Source organism: Microbacterium sp. GbtcB4, from assembly GCF_019091465.1.
Taxonomy (GTDB): Bacteria; Actinomycetota; Actinomycetes; order Actinomycetales; family Microbacteriaceae; genus Microbacterium; species Microbacterium paraoxydans.
Genome location: NZ_JAGXJJ010000004.1, coordinates 75,742 through 95,793, shown reverse-complemented (window position 1 = coordinate 95,793; position 20,052 = coordinate 75,742). Strand labels below are relative to the sequence as shown.

The window sequence follows — 20,052 nt, the reverse complement described above, 5'->3', positions numbered from 1 at the left end:
GTGTCAGACCGTCGCCGGCTTCGTGCTGACCGTGTCGGGATCGAACACGACGCGCTGCCGCGTGCGCTCGATGTCCGGGTCGGGGACCGGGATCGCCGAGAGCAGAGCCTTGGTGTACGGGTGCTGCGGATTGTCGAACACCTCGTCGACATCGCCGTGCTCGACGAAATCACCGAGGTACATCACGGCGACCCGATCGGCGATGTGGCGGACGACGGAGAGGTCGTGCGCCACGAAGAGGTACGACAGCCCGAGCTTGACCTTGAGCTCATCGAGGAGATTGATCACGCCGGCCTGGATCGACACGTCGAGCGCGGAGACCGGCTCGTCGAGAACGACGATCTTGGGGTTCGTCGACAGCGCGCGGGCGATGCCGATGCGCTGTCGCTGACCACCCGAGAACGCCTGGGGGAAGCGATCGCGATGCGCCGGATTGAGGCCGACGAGATCCATCAGCTCACCGACACGACGGTGCACCTCGGCGCTCGGCGTTCCGATCGCGAGAAGCGGCTCTGCGATGATGTCGGCGACGGTCAGGCGAGGATCCAGAGCACCCATCGGGTCCTGGAACACGATCTGGATGTCGCGACGCAGAGCGCGCTCGACCTTGTGGCTGCGGATGTCGTTGACACTCGTGCCGGCGATCACGATGTCGCCCTCGGTCTGCTTGACCATGTCCATGATCTGGAGCAGCGTCGTCGTCTTGCCGGAGCCGGACTCGCCGACGATGGCCATCGTCTCGCCCTCGCGCACGTCGAAGCTGATCCCCTTGATCGCGTGGACCTCACCGACCTTGCGCTTGAGGAACGCCCCCTTGAGAAGCGGGAACGTCTTGGTGAGGTTCTTCACCTCGAGCGTGATCGGCCGCTCCTCGCGGGGAAGGCGGGTGAGGTCGCTCTCGGGGACCTCGCGCACGGGGTACACCGGTAGCCCGCCGAGCATGCCGCCATCCTCGATCTCGTCCGCACGGATGCAGGCCGCACGGTGTTCTGACACGCCTCCCGTGTGAACGGGGAGAAGCTCGGGTTCCTTCGCGCGGCAGGCATCGATCACGATGGGGCAGCGGTCCGCGAACGGGCACGCATCGGGCAGGTCGATGAGCAGGGGCGGGTTGCCCTTGATCGGGGTCAGGGGCTCCTTCTCGGCCTTGTCCACGCGCGGGATGGCGCCGAGGAGTCCGATCGAGTAGGGCATCCGGGTCTTGTGGAACAGCTCCCTGACCGGGGCCTGCTCGACGGGCTTGCCCGCGTACATGACCATGACGTCGTCGGCGGTGCGGGCCACGACACCCATGTCATGCGTGATCATCATCACGGCCGCGCCGGTCTCGTCCTGTGCCTTCTCGATGAGGTCCAGGATCTGTGCCTGAATCGTCACGTCCAGAGCAGTGGTCGGCTCGTCGGCGATGATCAGCTTGGGGTCGTTCGCCATCGCGATGGCGATGACGACGCGCTGGCGCATGCCACCGGAGAACTCGTGGGGGAAGGCCTTCATGCGCTTCTCCGGCTCCGGGATCCCGACGAGCTTGAGGAGGTCGATGGCCCGGGCGTTGGCCTCTTTGCCGCTCATGTTGCGGTGCACGGTCAACGCCTCGATCAGCTGCGTGCCGATCGTGTACACGGGGGTCAGCGAGGTCAGCGGGTCCTGGAAGATCATCGACAGGCCGTTGCCGCGGATCGTGGAGAGCTGCGCGTCCGTCTTGCCGATCAGCTCCTGGCCGTCGAACATGATCGAGCCCGACACCTTGGCGTTCTCGTCGAGCAGGCCCATCACCGCCAGGGAGGTGACCGACTTGCCCGACCCGGACTCTCCGACGATGCCGAGGGTCTTCCCGGCCTCGAGGTCGAAGGAGACGCCGCGGACGGCGTGGACACGGCCGGCCTCAGAGGCGAAGCTGACGTTGAGGTCGCGGACGGAGAGGATGGGGCTCATGCGCGGCCTCCAGCAGCCGAGGTGGGATCGAGGGCATCACGCAGACCGTCGGCGATGAGTGCCATCGACACGGTGAGCAGCGTGAGGACGAGGGCCGGGAAGTAGAACAGCCACGGCGAGCTCGTGATGGTCGTGCTGCCCTCGCCGATCAGGGAGCCGAGGGAGACATCGGGGATCTTGACGCCGAAGCCGATGAACGACAGACCGGTCTCGGTGGTCACGGCGGCGACGATGCCCAGGGTGAAGTTGATCACCAGCAGTGATCCGATGTTGGGGACCAGATGCCGCAGGACGATGCGTCCGCCACGGACCCCCATGTAGCGCGCGGCCTGCACGTACTCGCGTTCGCGGAGCGACAGCGCCATCGTCCAGATGATGCGCGCGGGGAAGAACCATCCGACGAAGATCATCACCAGGGCGATGACCCACCAGACGCCGCCGGAGTCATTCGAGACGACCGACAGGATGAGGAAGGTCGGGACGACCATCATGAAGTGGATCACCAGAAGAGCGATGCGCTCGAACCAGCCGCCGAAGTAGGCGGCGGCCGTGCCGACGAGTGCCGAGAGGATCGTCGTGCCGAGCGAGACGGTGATGGCGATCATGAGCGAGCGCTGCAGACCGACAGCGGTCTGCGTGTACGTGTCGTTCCCGGCGCCGTTGGTCCCGAACCAGTGGTCGGCCGACGGGGGCGAGCTCAATGCCAGGAAGTCCATGTCATTCACCGCGTAGCGCGACAGCAACGGTCCGAGCGTCGCGAAGAGGATCAGGACGAACAGCACGATGATGCCGCCGACAGCGGGCTTGTTGCGCAGAAACCGGCGCGTGTACAACGTCCACTTCGAGAGCGACTTGTCGGCGGGCTGCGGAGGCCCGACGGGCGGCTCGACGAGGGGATCGATCATTTCCGTGGTCATTTTCAGCTCACCCTCACTCGCGGGTCGAGGATGACCACGATGATGTCCGCCAGCACGGCGCCGATCGCGGTCAGAACGGCGCCGAACGCGGCGACCGCCACGACACCGTTGATGTCGTTCTGGTTGATGGTGTCGAGGAAGTAGCGCCCCATGCCCTGCCAGGCGAAGATCGTCTCCGTCAGGATCGCGCCGGTGAAGATCGTCGGGATCGTGAAGGCGACCTGGGTGGCGACGGGGATGAGGGACGTGCGGAGCGCGTGCTTCCGGATCGCCTGGGCCTTCGTGAGCCCCTTGGCGCGCGCCGTGCGGACGTAATCGGCGTTGATGTTGTCGAGCAGCAGGGAGCGCTGAAGGAAGTGATACTGGGCGTAACCGACCAGCACCAGAGCGATGGTCGGCAGGGTGACGTGCTGGAGCGCATCGACGATCGTGGGGAAGAAGCCGGTGACCCCGGGACTGGAGGAGCCGGTGACGTAGAAGATGCGCACGCCGGTCGCCTCGTTGAGCGCGATTGCGAGGAGTACCACGGCGAGACCCGCCACGATGATGTTGATGTTCATCGTGATGATCGAGGTCGCCTGGCCGATGCGGTCGGCGAGCTTGTACTGACGGGAGGCGGTGTACACGCCCAGCCAGACGCCGAGCACGGCGGCGATGATCGTGGCGCCGAGGACGAGCTCGGCGCTGACCCACATGCGATAGGCGACCTGCTCGTTCACCGACTGCCCCGTCGGGCTGACGCCCCAATCCCATCGCAGCAGAATCCCCGAGAACCAGTTCCACCACCGTTCGATCAGCGGGACTGTGTCGCTCAGGTTGCGGGGGATGAGGACGTTGTCGATCTGCTCAGGACTGAGCGGAGGGCGACGACCCACGTAGTTGCTGCGCGGATCGAGGAAGCCCCACGCGAGGAAGTAGGTGAGGTTCGTCGCGACCACGATCATGAGCAGCCAGCCGAGGGCACGGCGCGCGAGGTACTTGATCAAGGGGGATTTGTCTTTCTCTTCTCCAGACGCGCTCGGGGTCTGCCGACGCAACGCTGAGCCGGGCGGATGATCGGGTTTCATCCGCCGTTCCGCGCGACGCGACAGCCTTCACGGAGTCTGTGACGGAGTCGTATCGCTTACGGGATCCGGTGTCACGGATTGATCCCGGGCAACTTCGGGAGACTATCACCGATACGCACGAATGGGGATTATGAGGACCCTCACCGTAGAATCGACGGGACATGTCCCCACGCGCTCTCACCCCGCTTCAGCCTGCCGCGACGCCGGCTGCGCAGATCCGTAACTTCTGCATCATCGCCCACATCGACCACGGCAAGTCGACCCTGGCCGACCGCATGCTCCAGATCACCGGCGTGGTCGCGGAGCGGGACATGCGCGCCCAGTACCTCGACCGGATGGACATCGAGCGGGAGCGCGGCATCACGATCAAGAGCCAGGCGGTGCGGATGCCGTGGGCTCTGGGGCAGGCGCAGGGCCCGGACGAGGTGTTCGCGCTCAACATGATCGACACCCCCGGTCACGTCGACTTCACGTACGAGGTCTCCCGGTCGCTGGCCGCGTGCGAGGGTGCCATCCTGCTCGTCGACGCGGCGCAGGGCATCGAGGCCCAGACGCTGGCCAACCTCTACCTCGCGCTGGAGAACGACCTCCACATCATCCCCGTCCTCAACAAGATCGACCTGCCCGCCGCCGACCCCGAGAAGTACGCGAAGGAGCTGGCCTCTCTCATCGGGGGCAAGCCGGAGGACGTGCTGCGTGTCTCGGGGAAGACCGGCATGGGCGTCGAGGATCTCCTCGACCGGATCGTCGAGGAGATCCCGGCACCGGTGGGCGACGCGGACGCACCCGCGCGGGCCATGATCTTCGACTCCGTGTACGACGCCTACCGCGGCGTGGTCACCTACGTGCGGATGGTCGACGGCAGCCTCTCGCCCCGCGAGCGGATCCAGATGATGTCCACCGGCGCGAACCACGAGGCCCTCGAGGTCGGCGTGTCGAGCCCGGAGCCCACTCCGACCAAGGGACTCGGCGTCGGCGAGGTGGGCTACCTCATCACCGGAGTGAAGGACGTGCGGCAGTCGAAGGTCGGCGACACGATCACGAACGCTCGCAAGCCCGCGGCGGAGGCGCTCCCCGGCTACACGGACCCCAAGCCGATGGTCTTCTCGGGCATCTACCCGATCGACGGCAGCGACTACGCCGAACTGCGCGAGGCGCTGGACAAGCTCAAGCTCTCCGACGCCTCGCTGCAGTACGAGCCGGAGACCTCCGTGGCGCTCGGCTTCGGGTTCCGCTGCGGCTTCCTCGGCCTGCTGCACCTGGAGATCGTGACCGAGCGTCTTTCGCGGGAGTTCGGCCTCGACCTCATCACCACCGCCCCGAGCGTGATCTACGAGGTCGTGACGAGCGACACCGGCGAGACGGTGACCGTGACGAACCCGAGCGAGTACCCCGACGGCCGTATCGGCTCGGTGTCGGAGCCGATGGTCAAGGCGGCGATCCTGCTGCCCAAGGACTACGTCGGCACCGTCATGGAGCTGTGCCAGTCGCGGCGCGGCACGCTGCTGGGCATGGAGTACTTCTCCGAGGAGCGCGTCGAGCTGCGCTACAACATGCCGCTCGGCGAGATCGTGTTCGACTTCTTCGACCAGCTCAAGTCAAAGACGCAGGGCTACGCGTCCCTGGACTACGAGCCGTCGGGGCAGCAGGAGGCCGACCTGGTCAAGGTCGACATCCTCCTGCAGGGCGAGAAGGTCGACGCGTTCAGCTCGATCGTGCACCGGGACAAGGCCTACGCCTACGGCACGATGATGGCGGAGCGGCTGCGCAAGCTCATCCCTCGCCAGCAGTTCGAGGTGCCGATCCAGGCGGCGATCGGTGCCCGCATCATCGCCCGCGAGACGATCCGCGCGATCCGCAAGGACGTGCTCGCCAAGTGCTACGGCGGTGACATCACCCGAAAGCGCAAGCTCCTCGAGAAGCAGAAGGAGGGCAAGAAGCGCATGAAGATGGTGGGCCGCGTCGAGGTTCCGCAGGAGGCGTTCATCGCCGCGCTCTCCGGCGACGTCGAGACCAAGGACAAGAAGTAGCCCGCTCCCGCTGAGCCTGTCGGTCCACGCTGGGTCGCTGAGCTTGTCGAAGCGGGTCCGTCCGCGCTGGGTCGCTGAGCTTGTCGAAGCGCGCGGTTCTCAGGGTCCGTCCGCGCTGGGTCGCTGAGCTTGTCGAAGCGCGCGGTTCTCAGGGTCCGTCCGCGCTGGGTCGCTGAGCGTGTCGAAGCGCGCGGTTCTCAGGGTCCGTCCGCGCTGGGTCGCTGAGCGTGTCGAAACGCGCGGTTCTCAGGGGCCGTCCGCGCTGGGTCGCTGAGCTTGTCGAAGCGCACTGTACGACCTCGACAACGACGGAAGGTCCTCCCACCGATTCTCGATCAACGCCATCTTCTTCCGACGACTCCATCCCTGGATCTGCTTCTCCCGGAAGAAGGCCGCGTCGACGGTGTCGAAGTGCTCCGCGTAGACCAGCGAGACCGGTCTCCGGTGGCGCGTATGGATGGCGGCGAACGCGTCGTCGTGGTTGTGCTCCCAGACGCGGGCTTCGAGGTCGCCGTTCGTGCTGCCCGTGTAGAAGCTGCCGTCACGGCATTCGAGGATGTAGGTCCATGGCATCCGGCCATCATGGTGGAGGTGTGTGCGGGTTTCCCGGGGCATGGGCGATTCCTTCGACAAGCTCAGGGACCGAGCGTTTTGTGGAGGAGCCCTTCGACAAGCTCAGGGACCCACCCTTCGACAGGCTCAGGGACCCACCCTTCGACAGGCTCAGGGACCCACCCTTCGACAAGCTCAGGGACCCACGCTTCGACAGGCTCAGGGACCCACCCTTCGACAAGCTCAGGGATCCACCCTTCGACAGGCTCAGGGACCCGGTCGACGCCGGGGGATGTGACGGCGTGCGGCGCGGGGGGTGTTCGCTCAGGGAACCCGAAGTAGGCTGGATCTCATGCGGCGCGGGACTTTCCGAGACGACACGGTGGACTATGCGGCCGTGGGTGCGACCCACGCCCCCGATCTGATGCAGTACCCGCCGGAGCGCAGCATCCCGGCGGAGGAATCCTGGCGGATCGGGAGCGGCGAGGAGCGTTTCCAGACGGCCGGCGAAGCCCTGCTGTCCTGGACGGCGCAGCGTGCGGCCGGGCTGTCGGTGGAAGACGTCCGCCCTGCTCCCGGCCCCGCGTACGCCGGCGTGAGCTTCGATGCCGAGGGCAACCCCATCGCACCGAGCAAGCGCGACGTGGAGCCGCGGTACGACGCGGAGGGGGTGCCCTTCGTGGGCGCGGGCATGACGCTGCACCTGAGCGGCCGAGTGGGTGGGATGCGCGCTGACTCGGAGCTGCGCGTGATCTCCGTCACCGAGGAGACCCGGCGGATCGGCTTCGTGCTGGGCACGGTCGGGGGCTCCGTCGTGAGCGGCGAGGAGTCGTTCGACGTGGACTGGCGAGAGGACAACGACGAGGTCTGGTTCACGGTCCGCGCATTCGACGCCCCGAACACCCTGCTCTACCGTCTCGTTCCCACACTGATGAAGCGCCGCCGTCGCGAGCTCTTCGCGCGCTACCTCCGCGCGATCTCCCCGCTCTACGCGACCCCGGTGTGATGGCGGGACCACTTCCACTCGGGGATCCGGCGCCCGCGGACGGGCGGCTCCCCGCAGACCTTCCGATCTCCGCCGAGACGCCGTTCTCCGCCTACCTGCACATCCCGTTCTGCCGCGTGCGCTGCGGCTACTGCGACTTCAACACGTACACGTCCGGCGAGCTGCGTGGAGCGAAGCAGGAGGACTACGCATCCACCCTCATCGGCGAGATCGCCCTGGCGCGTACCGTCCTGGATGAGGCCGGAGCGCTGCGCCCGATGGACACGGTCTTCTTCGGCGGCGGCACGCCCACGCTGCTTCCCGCGGGAGACCTCGCCCGCATGCTGGGAGCGGCCACCGCGGCGTTCGGACTCGCACCGGGCGCCGAGGTCACGGTCGAGGCCAATCCCGACACCGTGACGCCGGAGGTCGCGCGCATCCTCGCCGAGGCGGGCGTCACGAGGCTGTCCATCGGCATGCAGTCCGCCGTTCCGCACGTCCTCGCCGCGCTCGACCGGACGCACCGGCCCGAGAACGTGCGCACCGCCGTCGCCGCGGCGAAGGATGCAGGACTCGCGGTCAGCGTCGACCTCATCTACGGCGCACCGGGGGAGAGCCTCGCCGACTGGGAGGCCTCGCTCGACGCCGCCCTCGCCCTGGAGTCGGACCACGTCTCCGCGTATGCCCTCATCATCGAGGACGGCACCAAGCTCGCGCGACAGATCCGTCGCGGTGAGGTGCCGACTCCGGACGACGACCTGCAGGCGGACATGTACGAGCTGGCGGACGAGCGCCTCGCCGCCGCCGGGTTCGAGTGGTACGAGGTCAGCAACTGGGCCCGCAGCGAGGGGCAGCGGTCGCGCCACAACCTCGCGTACTGGCGGGGGAGCGACTGGTGGGGCTTCGGCCCCGGCGCCCACAGCCACGTCGCCGGACTCCGGTGGTGGAACGTCAAGCATCCCGCCGCCTACGCGCAGCGGCTGGCGGCCTCGTCGTCGCCGGCGGCAGGGCGCGAGAGGCCGGACCCGGACGCGCAGACGCTCGAGCGCATCCTCCTCCTCAGTCGCATCCGCGAGGGGATCGCGGTGACAGACGTCCCGGAGCAGAACAGGGATCGGGTGGCCGGGCTCATCGCCGACGGCCTGATCGACGCGGCGGCGGCGATCCGCGGGCGCGTCCAGCTCACGCTCCGCGGCCGCCTCCTCGCCGATGCCGTGGTGCGCGAGCTGACGGACTGAGCCGCGACGCCGGGCTGTCCGCCTTCGGAGATCTCCCGATCGCAGGAGGTAGGATTGGCACTCAGGGCGGCAGAGTGCCAGCATCCGATCGGCGGGAAGGGGAAGCCATGGTCACAGAGCGAGGGCTGCAGGTCCTCCGCGCGATCGTGCAGGACTACGTCGAGACGCACGAGCCCGTGGGCAGTCGTTCCATCGTCGACCGTCATTCCTTCGGCGTCTCGGCGGCGACCATCCGCAACGACATGGCGCAGCTGGAGGACGAGGAGCTGATCACGGCTCCGCACACGTCATCCGGACGCGTGCCGACGGACAAGGGCTACCGGGTGTTCGTCAACCACCTCGCCCAGCTCCGCCCGCTCTCCACCGCGCAGCGTTCCGCCATCGAGTCGTTCCTCGCCGACCCGGCCGACCTCGACGATCTGATGGTCCGGACGGTGCGCGTGCTCACTCAACTCACCGGACAGGTCGCGTTGGCGCAGTATCCGTCGTTCGCGAGAGCGCACGTGACCCACGTGGAGCTCGTCACGCTGGCCCCCAACCGGCTCCTCATCGTCCTCGTGACGGACGCGGGCGGGGTGTCCCAGCGGATCACCGCACTGCCGGACACGATCGACGAAGCGGACCTCGCGGTGCTTCGCGCGCGACTGTCCGCCCTCATCACCGGGCAGGCGATCGCGTCGGCTTCCGACCGACTTCAGGCGCTCCTCGCCACGGAGGAGACGCCCCATGATCGTGTGCTCCGCGCGGTCGCCGGCGTCGTGATCGACGAACTCGGCGGCTTCCGGCAGGAGCGGCTCGTGATGGCCGGAGCCGCGACCCTGGCGCGGCGGGAACAGGACTTCCGCGGCAGCATCCACCCCCTCCTCGAGGCCATCGAGGAGCAGGTCACGCTGCTGCGGCTGATGAGCGAGATGGTGCCCGACGAGCACGGCCTCGCGGCGAGCATCGGCACCGAGAACGCCTCCTTCGGGCTCGGCGAGGCGTCGATCGTCGCCAGCAACTACGCGGCGCCCTCGGGGACCGCGCGGGTCGGTGTCATGGGGCCCACCCGGATGGACTATCCGAGCAACCTCGCGGCGGCACGGGCGGTCGCTCGCTACCTGTCGCGGATGCTCGACGACGACGAGGCCGGCCGCTGAGGCGGCCCCCACGGAAACACACGCAGAAGGGCGATTGTGGCGGACCACTACGAGGTTCTCGGGGTGTCCCGGGACGCTTCCACCGATGAGATCAAGAAGGCGTATCGGCGCCTGGCACGGCAGCTCCACCCGGACGTGAATCCGGGCGAGGAAGCCGCGGAGAAGTTCAAGCTCGTCACGCACGCCTACGACGTGCTCAGCGACGAGGAGTCACGCCGACGCTACGACATGGGCGGCGGTGACGGCGCGAACAACTTCGGCGGCTTCGGCGGCTTCGGCGACATCTTCGAGACGTTCTTCGGTGCGTCACAGGGCGGCGGACGCGGCGCCCGTCCGCGATCGCGGCGAGAGCGCGGTCAGGACGCGCTCGTCCGGGTCACCCTCGACCTCGGCGACGTCGTCTTCGGCGCACACCGCGACATCGAGGTCGACACGGCCGTGCTCTGCGAGACCTGTCAGGGCTCGTGCTGTCAGGAAGGCACGTCGCCGGTCACCTGCGACATCTGCGGCGGCACGGGGCACGTGCAGCGTCAGGTGCGGAGCCTTCTCGGCAACGTCGTCACCTCCCAGCCGTGCGGCACCTGCGAGGGCTACGGCACAACCATCCCGTACCCCTGCGGAACCTGTGGCGGGCAGGGACGCGTCCGCTCGCGCCGCACGGTGTCCCTCGACATCCCGGCGGGCGTCGAGACCGGACTGCGGCTGCAGCTCCCCGGCTCCGGTGAGGTCGGCCGCGCGGGAGGCCCGAACGGCGACCTCTACGTGGAGGTCACGGTCAACCCGCACCCCGCGTTCAGCCGTGACGGCGACGACCTGCTCGCCACGCTCGAGGTGTCCATGACCGATGCCATCCTCGGCACCGAGACCTCGATCGAGGGTCTCGACGGGGAGGTCGACCTGGAGATCCGCGCCGGTGTGCAGTCCGGTGACGTGCTGACCATCAAGGGGCGAGGCATCACGCCGCTGCGCGGCACCCAGCGCGGCGACCTCCGCGTCGGCGTGCAGGTGGTCACCCCCACCAAGCTCGACTCCGCACAGCGCAAGCTCATCGAGGACTTCGCCAAGAAGAACAAGGCGCCGGGCCCGCAGCTCGCGCAGTTCCAGCAGGGTCTGTTCTCCAAGCTGCGCGACCGCTTCCGCACCCACTGATCGTGGCCCTGCACTTCCTCGTCGAATCCGCGGGTGACGCTGCGGCGGGCGGCTTCGTCTCGCTGACCGGTGCCGAGGCGAAGCATGCGGCCGTCGTCCGGCGGCTTCGCGTCGGCGAGGCCGTCACGGTCGGCGACGGCCGGGGCGTCTGGCTGACCGGCGTCGCCGAAGAGGTGTCGCCGTCGCGCGTCGACGTCCGGATCACCGAGCGCGTCGAGCACGAGCCGGTGAGTCCGCGCCTCGTGCTCGTGCAGGCGCTCGCGAAGGGCGACCGCGACGAGCTCGCCGTGCAGGCCGCGTGCGAACTGGGTGTCGACGAGGTCGTGCCGTGGCAGGCGGGTCGCAGCGTGTCGCGCTGGGAGGGACCGAAGGCGGTGAAGGGGCGCGAGCGCTGGGCGACGATCGTCCGTGAGGCCGCGAAGCAGGCGCACCGTGCCTGGGTACCCGAGGTGGCCGCCCCGGAGACGACCGCACAGCTCGCGACCCGCGCGGCGACGCAGCGGGTGCTCCTGCTCGACCCGACCGCGCCCGCGCGGCTCTCCGCGCTGGTGCCGGATGACCGTGACCTCGTGCTCGTGGTGGGTCCGGAGGGCGGGATCGCTCCGGAGGAGCTCGAGAAGCTCACGGCCGCGGGCGCCGAACGCGTGCTGCTCGGCGACACCGTGCTGCGCACGTCCACGGCGGGCCCCGCGGCCATCGCCGTGCTGTCCGCGGCCCTCGGGCGCTGGTGACCGGCCGCGTCGCGCGTCCCCCCAGTAAGCTGAGAGCATGAGCGAACCCTCGATCTTCACGCGCATCCTCACCGGGGACATCCCCGGGGAGATCCTGCTCGACACGGGCCGCGTCTTCGCGATCCGCGACATCGATCCGCAGGCGCCGCTCCATGTGCTCGTCATCCCCAAGACCGAGGAGTACCGCGACGTGACCGAGCTCGCGGCCGGGGATCCCGCGCTGCTGGCCGAGATGGTCGCCGCCGCCAAGCGCATCGCGGAGGAACACGCCAACGGCGAGTACCGCCTCATCTTCAACAACGGCGCGAGTGTCGCGCAGTCCGTCTTCCACGTGCACGCCCATGTGCTCGGCAACCTCGAGGAGAACAAGCTCGTTGGCTTCTGACGATCAGGAAAACGTCACCGAACGGCTCTATGCCGACGGCGTCGCGATGGTGCAGCTGCTCGGTCCGCAGGACCGGCTGCTGCGGATGCTCGAGCGCGAGCACCGCGACGTGCAGGTGCTCGTCCGCGGCAACGAGATCACCCTCACGGGCGCGCGCGAGGCCGTCGCCAAGGCCAAGACCCTCGTCGACGAGCTCCTCACGATGACCAAGGCCGGGCACGATCTCGCCCCGAGCGACGTGTCCAGCTCGGCGCGGATGCTGCGTCAGGACGGCGGCCCGCGGCCCAGCGAAGTGCTGGGCGAGGCGATCCTCTCCACGCGCGGCAAGGTGATCCGGCCGAAGACCCTCGGTCAGAAGGAGTACGTCGACGCGATCGAGGAGAACACGATCGTGTTCGGCATCGGTCCTGCCGGAACGGGCAAGACCTACCTGGCGATGGCCAAGGCCGTCCAGGCGCTGCAGCGCAAGGAGGTCACCCGCATCATCCTCACCCGTCCGGCGGTGGAGGCGGGGGAGCGCCTCGGTTTCCTTCCCGGCACGCTCACCGACAAGATCGATCCGTACCTGCGGCCGCTCTACGACGCGCTCAACGAGATGATGGATCCGGAGATCGTGCCGCGCCTGATGGCGACGGGCACCATCGAGGTCGCGCCCCTCGCGTACATGCGCGGACGCACCCTCAACGACTCCTTCGTCGTGCTCGACGAGGCGCAGAACACCACGCCCGAGCAGATGAAGATGTTCCTCACCCGTCTCGGGTTCGGCACGAAGATGGTCGTCACCGGCGACATCACCCAGGTCGACCTCCCGCAGGGCGCTTCCGGCCTCCGCCTGGTCACCCGGGTGCTCGACGGCATCGACGACATCCACTTCTCCCGTCTCACCAGTGACGACGTGGTCCGGCACTCCCTGGTGGGGCGCATCGTCGACGCCTACAGCGAGTACGACGAGCGGCGCGTGGCGCAGCGGGCCGAGCGCGAGCAGGCGCACGAGTTCGCCAACCGCGCCGAGCGCCGCGGTGCCCAGCGACCAGGACCACGCGACCGCATGCCGAAACGAGGGCTCTCATGATCGAGATCAACAACGAGTCGGCCATCGATGTCGACGAGACCGTGCTGCAGCGGCTGACGGACTTCAACCTCGCGCAGCTCCACGTCAGCCCGGACGCCGAGGTGGCCATCGTGCTCGTCGACGAGGGCGCCATGGAGGCGCTGCACGTGCAGTGGATGGACGAGCCGGGGCCGACCGACGTCCTGAGCTTCCCGATGGACGAGCTCCGGCCCGGCACCGAGGACCGTCCCACGCCTCCCGGGCTGCTCGGCGACATCGTCCTCTGCCCGCAGGTCGCGGAGACGCAGGCGCAGGCCGCCGGCCACACCCTCATGGACGAGCTCATCCTGCTCACCACGCACGGGCTGCTGCACCTGCTCGGGTTCGACCACGCCGAGCCGGATGAGGAGCGGGAGATGTTCGGGCTGCAGAAGCAGCTCATCCAGGGCTTCGCCGCGTCCGAGCGCCGCCGGCGATGACGGAGCTGCTGCTGCTCGTCGCCGCGGTGCTGCTGGTGGCGTTCGGCGGCCTCATGGCCGCGATCGACGCGGCATACGGCGTGACCTCGCGCGCCGGACTCGAGGACATGGCGACCGAGGGGCGCCGAGCGAAGGCCCTCGGGCGGATCGCCGCCGACCTCGACGCGCACGTCAACGCCGTCGCCTTCATCCGTGTCCTCGCGGAGGTGACGGCCGCCGTGCTCGTCACCGTGGCGTTCACGATCGTCTTCGAGAACATCTGGTGGGCGATGCTCGCCGCCGCCATCCTGATGACCGGAATCACCTTCGTCCTCGTCGGGGCGAGTCCGCGGACGTTCGGTCACCAGCACGCCGAGAGCATGATCCGCGGGAGCGCGGCCATCGTGCGCGGACTCCGGATCATCCTGGGTCCCATCGCCCAGGGGCTCGTCGTCCTGGGCAACCGTGTCACCCCGGGGACCGGACGCAGTTCGTTCTCCAGCGAGGACCAGCTGCTCAGCATGGTCGATGAGGCCGCGTCCAACGACCTCATCGAGGAGGACGACCGCGATCTCATCCACTCGGTGTTCGACTTCACCGACCAGTTCGTCCGGGCGGTGATGGTGCCGCGCACCGAGATGGTCACCGTGGGCGCGGAGGCGACGACCGACGAGGCCATGTCGCTCTTCCTTCATCGCGGGGTGTCCCGCATGCCCGTCGTCGACGATGAGGCCGACGACGTCGTCGGGGTGCTGTATCTCAAGGACCTCGTGCAGTTCGCGTACCGGGACGACAGCGCCTGGCGCGCAGCATCCATCCGTCCGATCGCTCGGCCGGCCACGTTCGTCCCCGAGTCGATGCGCGCGGAGACGCTGCTGCAGCAGATGAAGCGCGACGCCGTGCACGTCTGTCTCGTGATCGACGAGCATGGCGGGATCTCCGGCCTGGTGACGCTGGAGGACCTCATCGAGGAGCTCGTGGGGGAGATCTCGGACGAGTACGATCAGGTGTCCGCCGAGTTCGTCGACCTGGGCGACGGCCGCTATCGGGTGAGCTCCCGGCTCTCACTGGAGGACGTGGGCGATCTGTTCGGTCTGGAGCTCGAGGACGAGGACGTCGACTCCATCGGCGGCCTGCTCGGCAAGACGCTCGGCCAGGTGCCGCAGCCCGGTGCGACGGCGACAGTCCACGGGCTCGTGCTCACCGGGGGCGCGTCCCGCGGGCGGGGGCGCGGGATCGCGACGGTGTTCGTGGAACGGGCGGCAGAGCCCGAAGAAGTGCAGGATGAAGGAGAGCGGCGCGATGACTGAAGACACCCGGAGCGGGTTCGTGACTTTCGTCGGGCGGCCGAACGTGGGCAAGTCCACGCTCACCAACGCCCTGGTCGGCGAGAAGATCGCCATCACCAGCGAGAAGCCGCAGACCACGCGCCGCGCGATCCGCGGCATCCTCAACCGGCCGGACGGGCAGCTCGTCATCGTCGACACTCCCGGCATCCACAAGCCGCGCACACTCCTCGGCGAGCGGCTGAACGATCTCGTGGAGCAGGTCCTGGGCGACGTCGACGTGATCGGCTTCTGCGTGCCCGCGACCGAGAAGGTCGGTCCCGGCGACCGCCGCATCGCCGCCTCGCTGGACGGTTACCCGCGTGCGCAGAAGATCGCGATCGTCACCAAGACCGACGCCGCGGGTCGCGACGAGATCACCGAGCGGCTGATGGAGGTCGACTCCCTCCGCGAGGACTGGGCGGCGGTGATCCCGCTGTCGGCGCTGACGCGGGATCAGCTCGAGGTGCTGGCGGACGAGATCCTGCAGCTCATGCCGGAGGGGCCCGCGCTCTACCCCGAGGGCGTCACCACCGACGAGTCCGCCGAGGACCGGATCGCGGAGATCATCCGCGAGGCCGCCCTCGACGGCGTGCGCGACGAGCTCCCGCACTCGATCGCCGTCGTCGTCGATGACATCGCCCCGCGCGAAGACAGCGACCTCACCGACGTGCATGCCTCCATCGTCGTGGAGCGGGACAGCCAGAAGGCGATCATCATCGGCCACAAGGGCAAGCGCCTCCGCGACGTGGGAGCGCGCGCCCGCGCCGGCATCGAGGAACTGCTCGGGACCCGCGTCTTCCTCGGGCTCCATGTCAAGGTCGCGAAGGAGTGGCAGCGCGATCCGAAGCAGCTCGGGCGGCTCGGGTTCTGACATGCCGGGCAGCAGGACGTCGGAGGCGGCGGGCCGACCGCCGACCCCACCGACATGATCGGCCGCGGCGAAGACCCGAGCTCGCTGCGGAACGAGGTCTTCACACGAGTGTTCGATGAGCACTGGGCGACGGTGCGCCACCACATCGAGGGCGTCGTCCCGGATGACGACGAGGTCAGCGAGATCGTGTCCGAGGTGTTCCTCGTGGCGTGGTCGCGACTGCGGCCCTCGCGGCCGCCGGGGAAGGTCTGGCTGCTCCGTCAGACCGACCGGCAGCTCCGCGCGCGGGCTCGGCGTTCGTCCACTGCGCACGGCGCGATCGACGCCGTGCACGCGGGACTCTCCGGCGATCCCGAGACCCTCGGCGGGTTCGGGCGCAGCGAAGTGCTCAGAGCTTTGGGTGTCCTCACTCCGGGGCAACGGCGTATCATCATGCTCACGTACTGGGATGGACTCGCGGTGGGGGAGATCGCGGAGCTGCTGCGCACTTCTGAGTCCCGGGTACGGAAGACGTTGGCTCGTGCCGAAGATCGGCTGCGAGAGACGCTGGGACTGGAGGGGACGGGGAGCGCGTGATGTCTGACAATGCCCTGCTCGAGCGCGTGCTCGTCGAGGCCGATCCTGCGCGCACGCCGCGCGATGCCGAGCCGGATGCGCGCGCGATCGCCGCGCGCGACCGCATCATCCGGTCCGCGCGTGCCCCGCGACGACGGCGAGCCAGGACGATCGGCTGGGCGGCAGGGCTGACGGCTGTCGCCGCGTCCGCCGCTGTGGCGATCGGCGTCCTCCTCCCGCAGGGAGCCGCCGTGGCGGGAGCGCCGTCTCCGCTCGTGTTCGAGGATGCCGGTTCCCTGGGCGACACGGTGGCCGCGGCGGAGGCGGATCTCGAGGTCTTCAGTCCACCCACGGAACCGGAGCGCTCGACACGCACGGCCTTCTGGTCGTACAACGTCGAGGTCGACACCGAACGGGCCGAGGTCGTGCCGCAGTTCGCGACCTTCACCTGGGAGGAGGATCTCTCGGGAGAGGCCGTCGCCATCAACGGTGAGCCGTACGCGCCGACGGATGCGGTGGCGAACGGACAGGCCGAGGTGAAGAGCACGGGCGAGGTGGCATCCCGTGTCGTCCTCGCTCCGGGTGAGTTCGTCACTCCCGTCGTCGATGTCCCGGGCGATTCCGCCGAGGACGTCCGGGCACTGCTGGTCGCCTTCGACATGCCCGAGCAGCCCACCGCGTTCGAGGTGGTGACGGCGATCACCTCCGTCTTCGGGCAGTGGACGCTCACGAACGCGCAGCACGCCGAGCTGCTGACCCTGATCGAGGAGTCCGGGGGCGCGGAGGCTCTGGGGACGACGAACGATCGGCTCGGCCGCCCGGTCTCCGGGATCCGGGTCGTCTCCGCCGACGGCGTCGTCCGTGACGACGTGCTCGTATCGCTCGACACCGGCCGCATCGTGGGTCTCGAACGGACTGTGCTCAAGGACGACGGGGTATTCCCCGCGGGGGCGATCGTCGACTACCGGATGTGGGACATCGACGAGGAGATGCTGCGATGACACGACTGCGCATCGCCGTCGTGCTCGGACTGGCCCTGGTCCTGACCGGAGCGGGCGGCCCTGTCGTCGCGGCCACTGCTGAGGAGCCGCCGCTCGACCCGCTGATGGTGCGCATCCTCGACGAGGTGCCCGGTGGCGTGGTGATCGACGCCGGCAGCGCCGTATGGCCGAAGCTCGACATGGAGTACACCTCGAACATGGCGACCGTCCGCACGATGGCGCGAGCGGTCGGGAACTGTGCGACCGGTCGCATCTGCGCGTACCGGGAGCTCAATCGCGTCGGCGCCATGCTGAGCTGGGGAAGCTGTACGACCATCGCGATCCCGTCCTCCTTCGCGACGAAGTCGGCGGCGAACGCCCGCGCCTCCGGTTACATGCAGGTCCGGAACGGGAGCACGGTCCTGGCGACGGTCTCCGCCAATGCGTGGAGCAACATTTCCGGCTCGGCGACCAACATCCGCTGCTTCCTCTGAGCGTGCGTAGCGGCGATGCGGGCGAGAAGGTCGGATCGAGGGATCGGTCGATGAGTCGTGGCCGCGTTGCTGTCGCGTGCTGCATGTAGCCGATGCCGACGGAGACGGTTCGAGTGAAGCGGGGCTTTCTCCGCGCTGCGGCCACCGGACTGACAGTGCTGGGTGTGGCGGCGTCGGCGGGGTGCGTGCCCACACGCCCCGTCTTCCTGGAGCCGGTGAACCGATTCTCCCCGGCACCTTTCCCGACTTCTCCGTGACCAGCAGCCGCGCGTATCCCGGGTCGAGCCTGGAAGGGCCCGTCACCGTGTACGTCATACTCTCCGGGGTCGACCACCGCACGGAGATGTCGTTCAAGAACGTCGCTGTGATGCCCTCGTCGAAGGTTCTTACGTCGGCCACTCCGGGGAGGTGACCACTGAGCCCTGCGACGGAGCAGGTTCTGTGCCGAAACAACGCGCCGTCATGCTCCCGCGGGCGCATGATGGAAGCCAGGATGAAGGGTGGAAGCATGGCGAGGCACTGGGTGGCGGAGGCGGCGGGATCTCCCGATTCGTGGGAGTTCGAGGAGTATGAGCCCGCGGCGCCGCGCGAGGGCGAGGTCACGATCCGGGTCCGGGCCGCGGGGGTGAATCCGGCCGACGCGAAGCATGTCGCCGCCGCCCAGCCGGGGATCGAGTTCCCGGTGCCCATCGGCTACGAGGTCTCGGGTGAGCTCGCGGCGATCGGCCCCGAGACCCGCATCGGTTCCGGCGAGGCCGACGTCGGCGATGAGGTCGTGGCGTTCCGCGTGCGGGGCGGTTACGCGACCGAGGTCACGGTGCCCGCGGCGAAGGTGTTCGCGAAGCCGTCCACGCTCACCCACCCGGAAGCGGCCAACCTCCTGCTCGTCGGCACGACGGCCGCGGAGATGCTCGCCGTCACCGGGGCGACGCCGGGGGAGACGGTTTTGCTGCACGGGGCGTCGGGCGCGGTCGGTGTCAGCGTGCTGCAGCAGGCACGGCTCCGGGATGTCCGGGTCATCGGCACCGCCAGCCCCGAACGCTTCGGCGAGGTCCGCCGTTTCGGTGGGATCCCGGTGGCCTACGGCTCCGGACTCGCTGATCGGGTACGAGCGCTGGCCGACGGGCCGATCGCGGCGGCTCTGGACGCGGTGGGCACGGACGAGGCCGTCGACGTGTCCCTCGCCCTGGTGTCCGATCGCCGCCGGATCGTCACGATCGCGAACTTCGCGCGAGCGTCGGCCGACGGGTTCCTCGCGATCGCGGGGTCGATGCCCGACAGCGCCCGGTTCCGCGACGAGGTGCGCAGCGAGCTCATCGCCTTGGCGCAGAACGGTGACCTGGTGGTGCCGCTCGCACGCACGTTCCCGCTCGCCGAGGCGCCCGAGGCCCATCGGCTCCTCGCCACCGGTCACCCGGGCGGCAAGCTCGCCCTGGTCACGGACGCCTAGTCGATCTCGCGGAGCGCAGACGTGACGACGACCACGTCCTCGCCGTACTCGGCATCCACCGCGTCCTGCAGCGTCCCGTCGTCCCAGACGACCTGGAGCCACACGTAGCCGCGGTCCGCCGACACGGCGAGCGCGTCCGCGCCGAGGCGTCCGGTGATGTCGTTCTGCACCCGATCCAGCTCGTCCGCCGAGCTCGTGCCGTCGGCGCCGGCCGTCGGATCCTCCGGAGCCATCGGATCGTAGAGTGCGAGGAGCGCCGGGGGACCGGCCACCGTGAATCGCTCGCCGTCCCAGGTGCCGGTCACCGCGTAGGCCCCCCACCGCGTCTCCCCGGACGACTCGCGACCGTCCAGACCCTCCCAGCTCCACTCGTCGAGCGGGACGCCGTCGCACTGCGGCGGATACGACTCGCGGATCGCGCCGAGACACAGCCGCACGTCCCCGGACTCGTCGAGCACGGTTCCCGTGGCGACGACGCGCCCCTTCGGTGGTGCGGGTTCCGCCTCCTCCAGGAGCATGTCCGAGGGGACGGTCGTGCTTGTCGGCGGAGCGGACGCTCCCGGCGCGGTGGCACAGCCGGCCAGCAGCAACAGCACTGCCGTCGCGACGCCGACGGCGGTGACAGGGCGGTCGCGGAGGATGCTCATACCGACCAGTGTCGCGCGGGCACGCACCGTCTCAGACGTCGAAACGCCCGCGGCTTCCCTGCTAGCATGACCACATGCCTTTCGGCGGTCTGC

At 68.9% G+C, this 20,052-nt stretch carries 20 protein-coding genes; 15 read left to right on the top strand and 5 right to left on the bottom strand.

The window, feature by feature from the left end:
- Positions 1-3: 3 nt before the first annotated feature.
- The 3 genes from KVS71_RS08185 to KVS71_RS08175 are packed head-to-tail and all read right to left on the bottom strand — an operon-like array spanning position 4 to position 3,835.
- Entirely contained in the window at positions 4-1,932 is a 1,929-nt protein-coding gene (locus tag KVS71_RS08185) for an ABC transporter ATP-binding protein (protein WP_060921465.1), read from the bottom strand.
- Positions 1,929-2,849: an ABC transporter permease gene (locus KVS71_RS08180; protein WP_060921466.1), complete on the bottom strand. Its 921-nt coding sequence runs from the start codon at positions 2,847-2,849 to the stop codon at positions 1,929-1,931. Before KVS71_RS08180 ends, KVS71_RS08185 begins: the two co-directional genes overlap by 4 nt.
- Before the next feature lie 2 nt (positions 2,850-2,851).
- Positions 2,852-3,835 carry an ABC transporter permease gene (locus tag KVS71_RS08175; protein ID WP_060921467.1) on the bottom strand — a complete coding sequence of 328 codons (984 nt, stop codon included), beginning with the start codon at positions 3,833-3,835 and terminating at the stop codon, positions 2,852-2,854.
- Between the two features lie 242 nt (positions 3,836-4,077).
- Here KVS71_RS08175 and lepA point away from each other — a divergent pair, with 242 nt between their 5' ends.
- Positions 4,078-5,946 (top strand): translation elongation factor 4, encoded by a 1,869-nt coding sequence (gene lepA / locus KVS71_RS08170; RefSeq protein ID WP_025103696.1) that lies wholly within the window; start codon positions 4,078-4,080, stop codon positions 5,944-5,946.
- A 246-nt stretch (positions 5,947-6,192) separates the two neighbouring features.
- Here lepA and KVS71_RS08165 read toward each other — a convergent pair whose 3' ends face one another.
- Positions 6,193-6,561 carry a GIY-YIG nuclease family protein gene (locus tag KVS71_RS08165; RefSeq protein WP_254635583.1) on the bottom strand — a complete coding sequence of 123 codons (369 nt, stop codon included), beginning with the start codon at positions 6,559-6,561 and terminating at the stop codon, positions 6,193-6,195.
- Positions 6,562-6,850: 289 nt separating this feature from the next.
- On the opposite strand from KVS71_RS08165, the gene KVS71_RS08155 reads away from it, so the two are divergent.
- From KVS71_RS08155 to KVS71_RS08090, 14 genes are all read left to right on the top strand, one after another.
- Complete coding sequence (locus KVS71_RS08155; RefSeq protein ID WP_217584309.1) at positions 6,851-7,504, top strand: DUF1990 family protein; 654 nt, start codon at positions 6,851-6,853, stop codon at positions 7,502-7,504.
- Positions 7,504-8,721 (top strand): radical SAM family heme chaperone HemW, encoded by a 1,218-nt coding sequence (hemW, locus tag KVS71_RS08150; RefSeq protein WP_105949962.1) that lies wholly within the window; start codon positions 7,504-7,506, stop codon positions 8,719-8,721. Before KVS71_RS08155 ends, hemW begins: the two co-directional genes overlap by 1 nt.
- A 107-nt stretch (positions 8,722-8,828) precedes the next feature.
- Positions 8,829-9,860, top strand: a complete 1,032-nt coding sequence (gene hrcA / locus KVS71_RS08145) for a heat-inducible transcriptional repressor HrcA (RefSeq protein ID WP_060922190.1) — start codon at positions 8,829-8,831, stop codon at positions 9,858-9,860.
- Positions 9,861-9,896: 36 nt separating this feature from the next.
- A complete protein-coding gene (dnaJ, locus tag KVS71_RS08140) occupies positions 9,897-11,009 on the top strand; it encodes a molecular chaperone DnaJ (RefSeq protein WP_060922189.1) in 1,113 nt (370 codons plus the stop codon).
- Between the two features lie 2 nt (positions 11,010-11,011).
- Complete coding sequence (locus KVS71_RS08135; RefSeq protein WP_217584308.1) at positions 11,012-11,740, top strand: 16S rRNA (uracil(1498)-N(3))-methyltransferase; 729 nt, start codon at positions 11,012-11,014, stop codon at positions 11,738-11,740.
- A 37-nt stretch (positions 11,741-11,777) separates the two neighbouring features.
- Positions 11,778-12,125: an HIT domain-containing protein gene (locus tag KVS71_RS08130; RefSeq protein WP_060922187.1), complete on the top strand. Its 348-nt coding sequence runs from the start codon at positions 11,778-11,780 to the stop codon at positions 12,123-12,125.
- A gap of 46 nt (positions 12,126-12,171) precedes the next feature.
- Entirely contained in the window at positions 12,172-13,197 is a 1,026-nt protein-coding gene (locus KVS71_RS08125; RefSeq protein WP_231919667.1) for a PhoH family protein, read from the top strand.
- The gene (gene ybeY, locus KVS71_RS08120; protein ID WP_060922186.1) at positions 13,194-13,655 is read left to right on the top strand and encodes an rRNA maturation RNase YbeY; all 462 of its coding nucleotides are present in this window, start codon (positions 13,194-13,196) and stop codon (positions 13,653-13,655) included. Before KVS71_RS08125 ends, ybeY begins: the two co-directional genes overlap by 4 nt.
- Positions 13,652-14,944, top strand: a complete 1,293-nt coding sequence (locus KVS71_RS08115) for a hemolysin family protein (RefSeq protein WP_025103687.1) — start codon at positions 13,652-13,654, stop codon at positions 14,942-14,944. Before ybeY ends, KVS71_RS08115 begins: the two co-directional genes overlap by 4 nt.
- Positions 14,937-15,833: a GTPase Era gene (gene era / locus KVS71_RS08110; RefSeq protein WP_062635160.1), complete on the top strand. Its 897-nt coding sequence runs from the start codon at positions 14,937-14,939 to the stop codon at positions 15,831-15,833. The genes KVS71_RS08115 and era overlap by 8 nt, the downstream gene beginning before the upstream one ends.
- 54 nt (positions 15,834-15,887) lie before the next feature.
- On the top strand, positions 15,888-16,409 hold the full coding sequence (locus KVS71_RS08105) for an RNA polymerase sigma factor (RefSeq protein ID WP_105949960.1): 522 nt from the start codon (positions 15,888-15,890) through the stop codon (positions 16,407-16,409).
- A complete protein-coding gene (locus KVS71_RS08100; protein ID WP_105949959.1) occupies positions 16,409-17,389 on the top strand; it encodes a hypothetical protein in 981 nt (326 codons plus the stop codon). The genes KVS71_RS08105 and KVS71_RS08100 overlap by 1 nt, the downstream gene beginning before the upstream one ends.
- Positions 17,386-17,862, top strand: coding sequence for a hypothetical protein (locus tag KVS71_RS08095; protein ID WP_105949958.1), 477 nt, complete (start codon positions 17,386-17,388; stop codon positions 17,860-17,862). The genes KVS71_RS08100 and KVS71_RS08095 overlap by 4 nt, the downstream gene beginning before the upstream one ends.
- 508 nt (positions 17,863-18,370) lie before the next feature.
- A complete protein-coding gene (locus KVS71_RS08090; protein WP_217584307.1) occupies positions 18,371-19,312 on the top strand; it encodes an NADP-dependent oxidoreductase in 942 nt (313 codons plus the stop codon).
- Here the strand turns inward: KVS71_RS08090 and KVS71_RS08085 are convergent.
- Entirely contained in the window at positions 19,309-19,959 is a 651-nt protein-coding gene (locus tag KVS71_RS08085; protein WP_217584306.1) for a hypothetical protein, read from the bottom strand. The genes KVS71_RS08090 and KVS71_RS08085 overlap by 4 nt on opposite strands.
- Between the last annotated feature and the right edge of the window lie 93 nt (positions 19,960-20,052).

Excerpts from the sequence above, each read along its gene's own strand:
- ybeY (WP_060922186.1), top strand. The coding sequence starts at position 13,194 with ATGATCGAGATCAACAACGAGTCGGCCATCGATGTCGACGAGACCGTG.
- era (WP_062635160.1), top strand. The coding sequence starts at position 14,937 with ATGACTGAAGACACCCGGAGCGGGTTCGTGACTTTCGTCGGGCGGCCG.
- KVS71_RS08165 (WP_254635583.1), bottom strand. The coding sequence starts at position 6,561 with ATGCCCCGGGAAACCCGCACACACCTCCACCATGATGGCCGGATGCCA.
- KVS71_RS08090 (WP_217584307.1), top strand. The coding sequence starts at position 18,371 with ATGGCGAGGCACTGGGTGGCGGAGGCGGCGGGATCTCCCGATTCGTGG.
- lepA (WP_025103696.1), top strand. The coding sequence starts at position 4,078 with ATGTCCCCACGCGCTCTCACCCCGCTTCAGCCTGCCGCGACGCCGGCT.
- KVS71_RS08100 (WP_105949959.1), top strand. The coding sequence starts at position 16,409 with ATGTCTGACAATGCCCTGCTCGAGCGCGTGCTCGTCGAGGCCGATCCT.
- hrcA (WP_060922190.1), top strand. The coding sequence starts at position 8,829 with ATGGTCACAGAGCGAGGGCTGCAGGTCCTCCGCGCGATCGTGCAGGAC.
- KVS71_RS08085 (WP_217584306.1), bottom strand. The coding sequence starts at position 19,959 with ATGAGCATCCTCCGCGACCGCCCTGTCACCGCCGTCGGCGTCGCGACG.
- KVS71_RS08180 (WP_060921466.1), bottom strand. The coding sequence starts at position 2,849 with ATGACCACGGAAATGATCGATCCCCTCGTCGAGCCGCCCGTCGGGCCT.
- KVS71_RS08125 (WP_231919667.1), top strand. The coding sequence starts at position 12,172 with ATGGTGCAGCTGCTCGGTCCGCAGGACCGGCTGCTGCGGATGCTCGAG.
- hemW (WP_105949962.1), top strand. The coding sequence starts at position 7,504 with ATGGCGGGACCACTTCCACTCGGGGATCCGGCGCCCGCGGACGGGCGG.
- KVS71_RS08105 (WP_105949960.1), top strand. The coding sequence starts at position 15,888 with ATGATCGGCCGCGGCGAAGACCCGAGCTCGCTGCGGAACGAGGTCTTC.
- KVS71_RS08095 (WP_105949958.1), top strand. The coding sequence starts at position 17,386 with ATGACACGACTGCGCATCGCCGTCGTGCTCGGACTGGCCCTGGTCCTG.
- KVS71_RS08130 (WP_060922187.1), top strand. The coding sequence starts at position 11,778 with ATGAGCGAACCCTCGATCTTCACGCGCATCCTCACCGGGGACATCCCC.
- KVS71_RS08155 (WP_217584309.1), top strand. The coding sequence starts at position 6,851 with ATGCGGCGCGGGACTTTCCGAGACGACACGGTGGACTATGCGGCCGTG.
- KVS71_RS08115 (WP_025103687.1), top strand. The coding sequence starts at position 13,652 with ATGACGGAGCTGCTGCTGCTCGTCGCCGCGGTGCTGCTGGTGGCGTTC.
- KVS71_RS08185 (WP_060921465.1), bottom strand. The coding sequence starts at position 1,932 with ATGAGCCCCATCCTCTCCGTCCGCGACCTCAACGTCAGCTTCGCCTCT.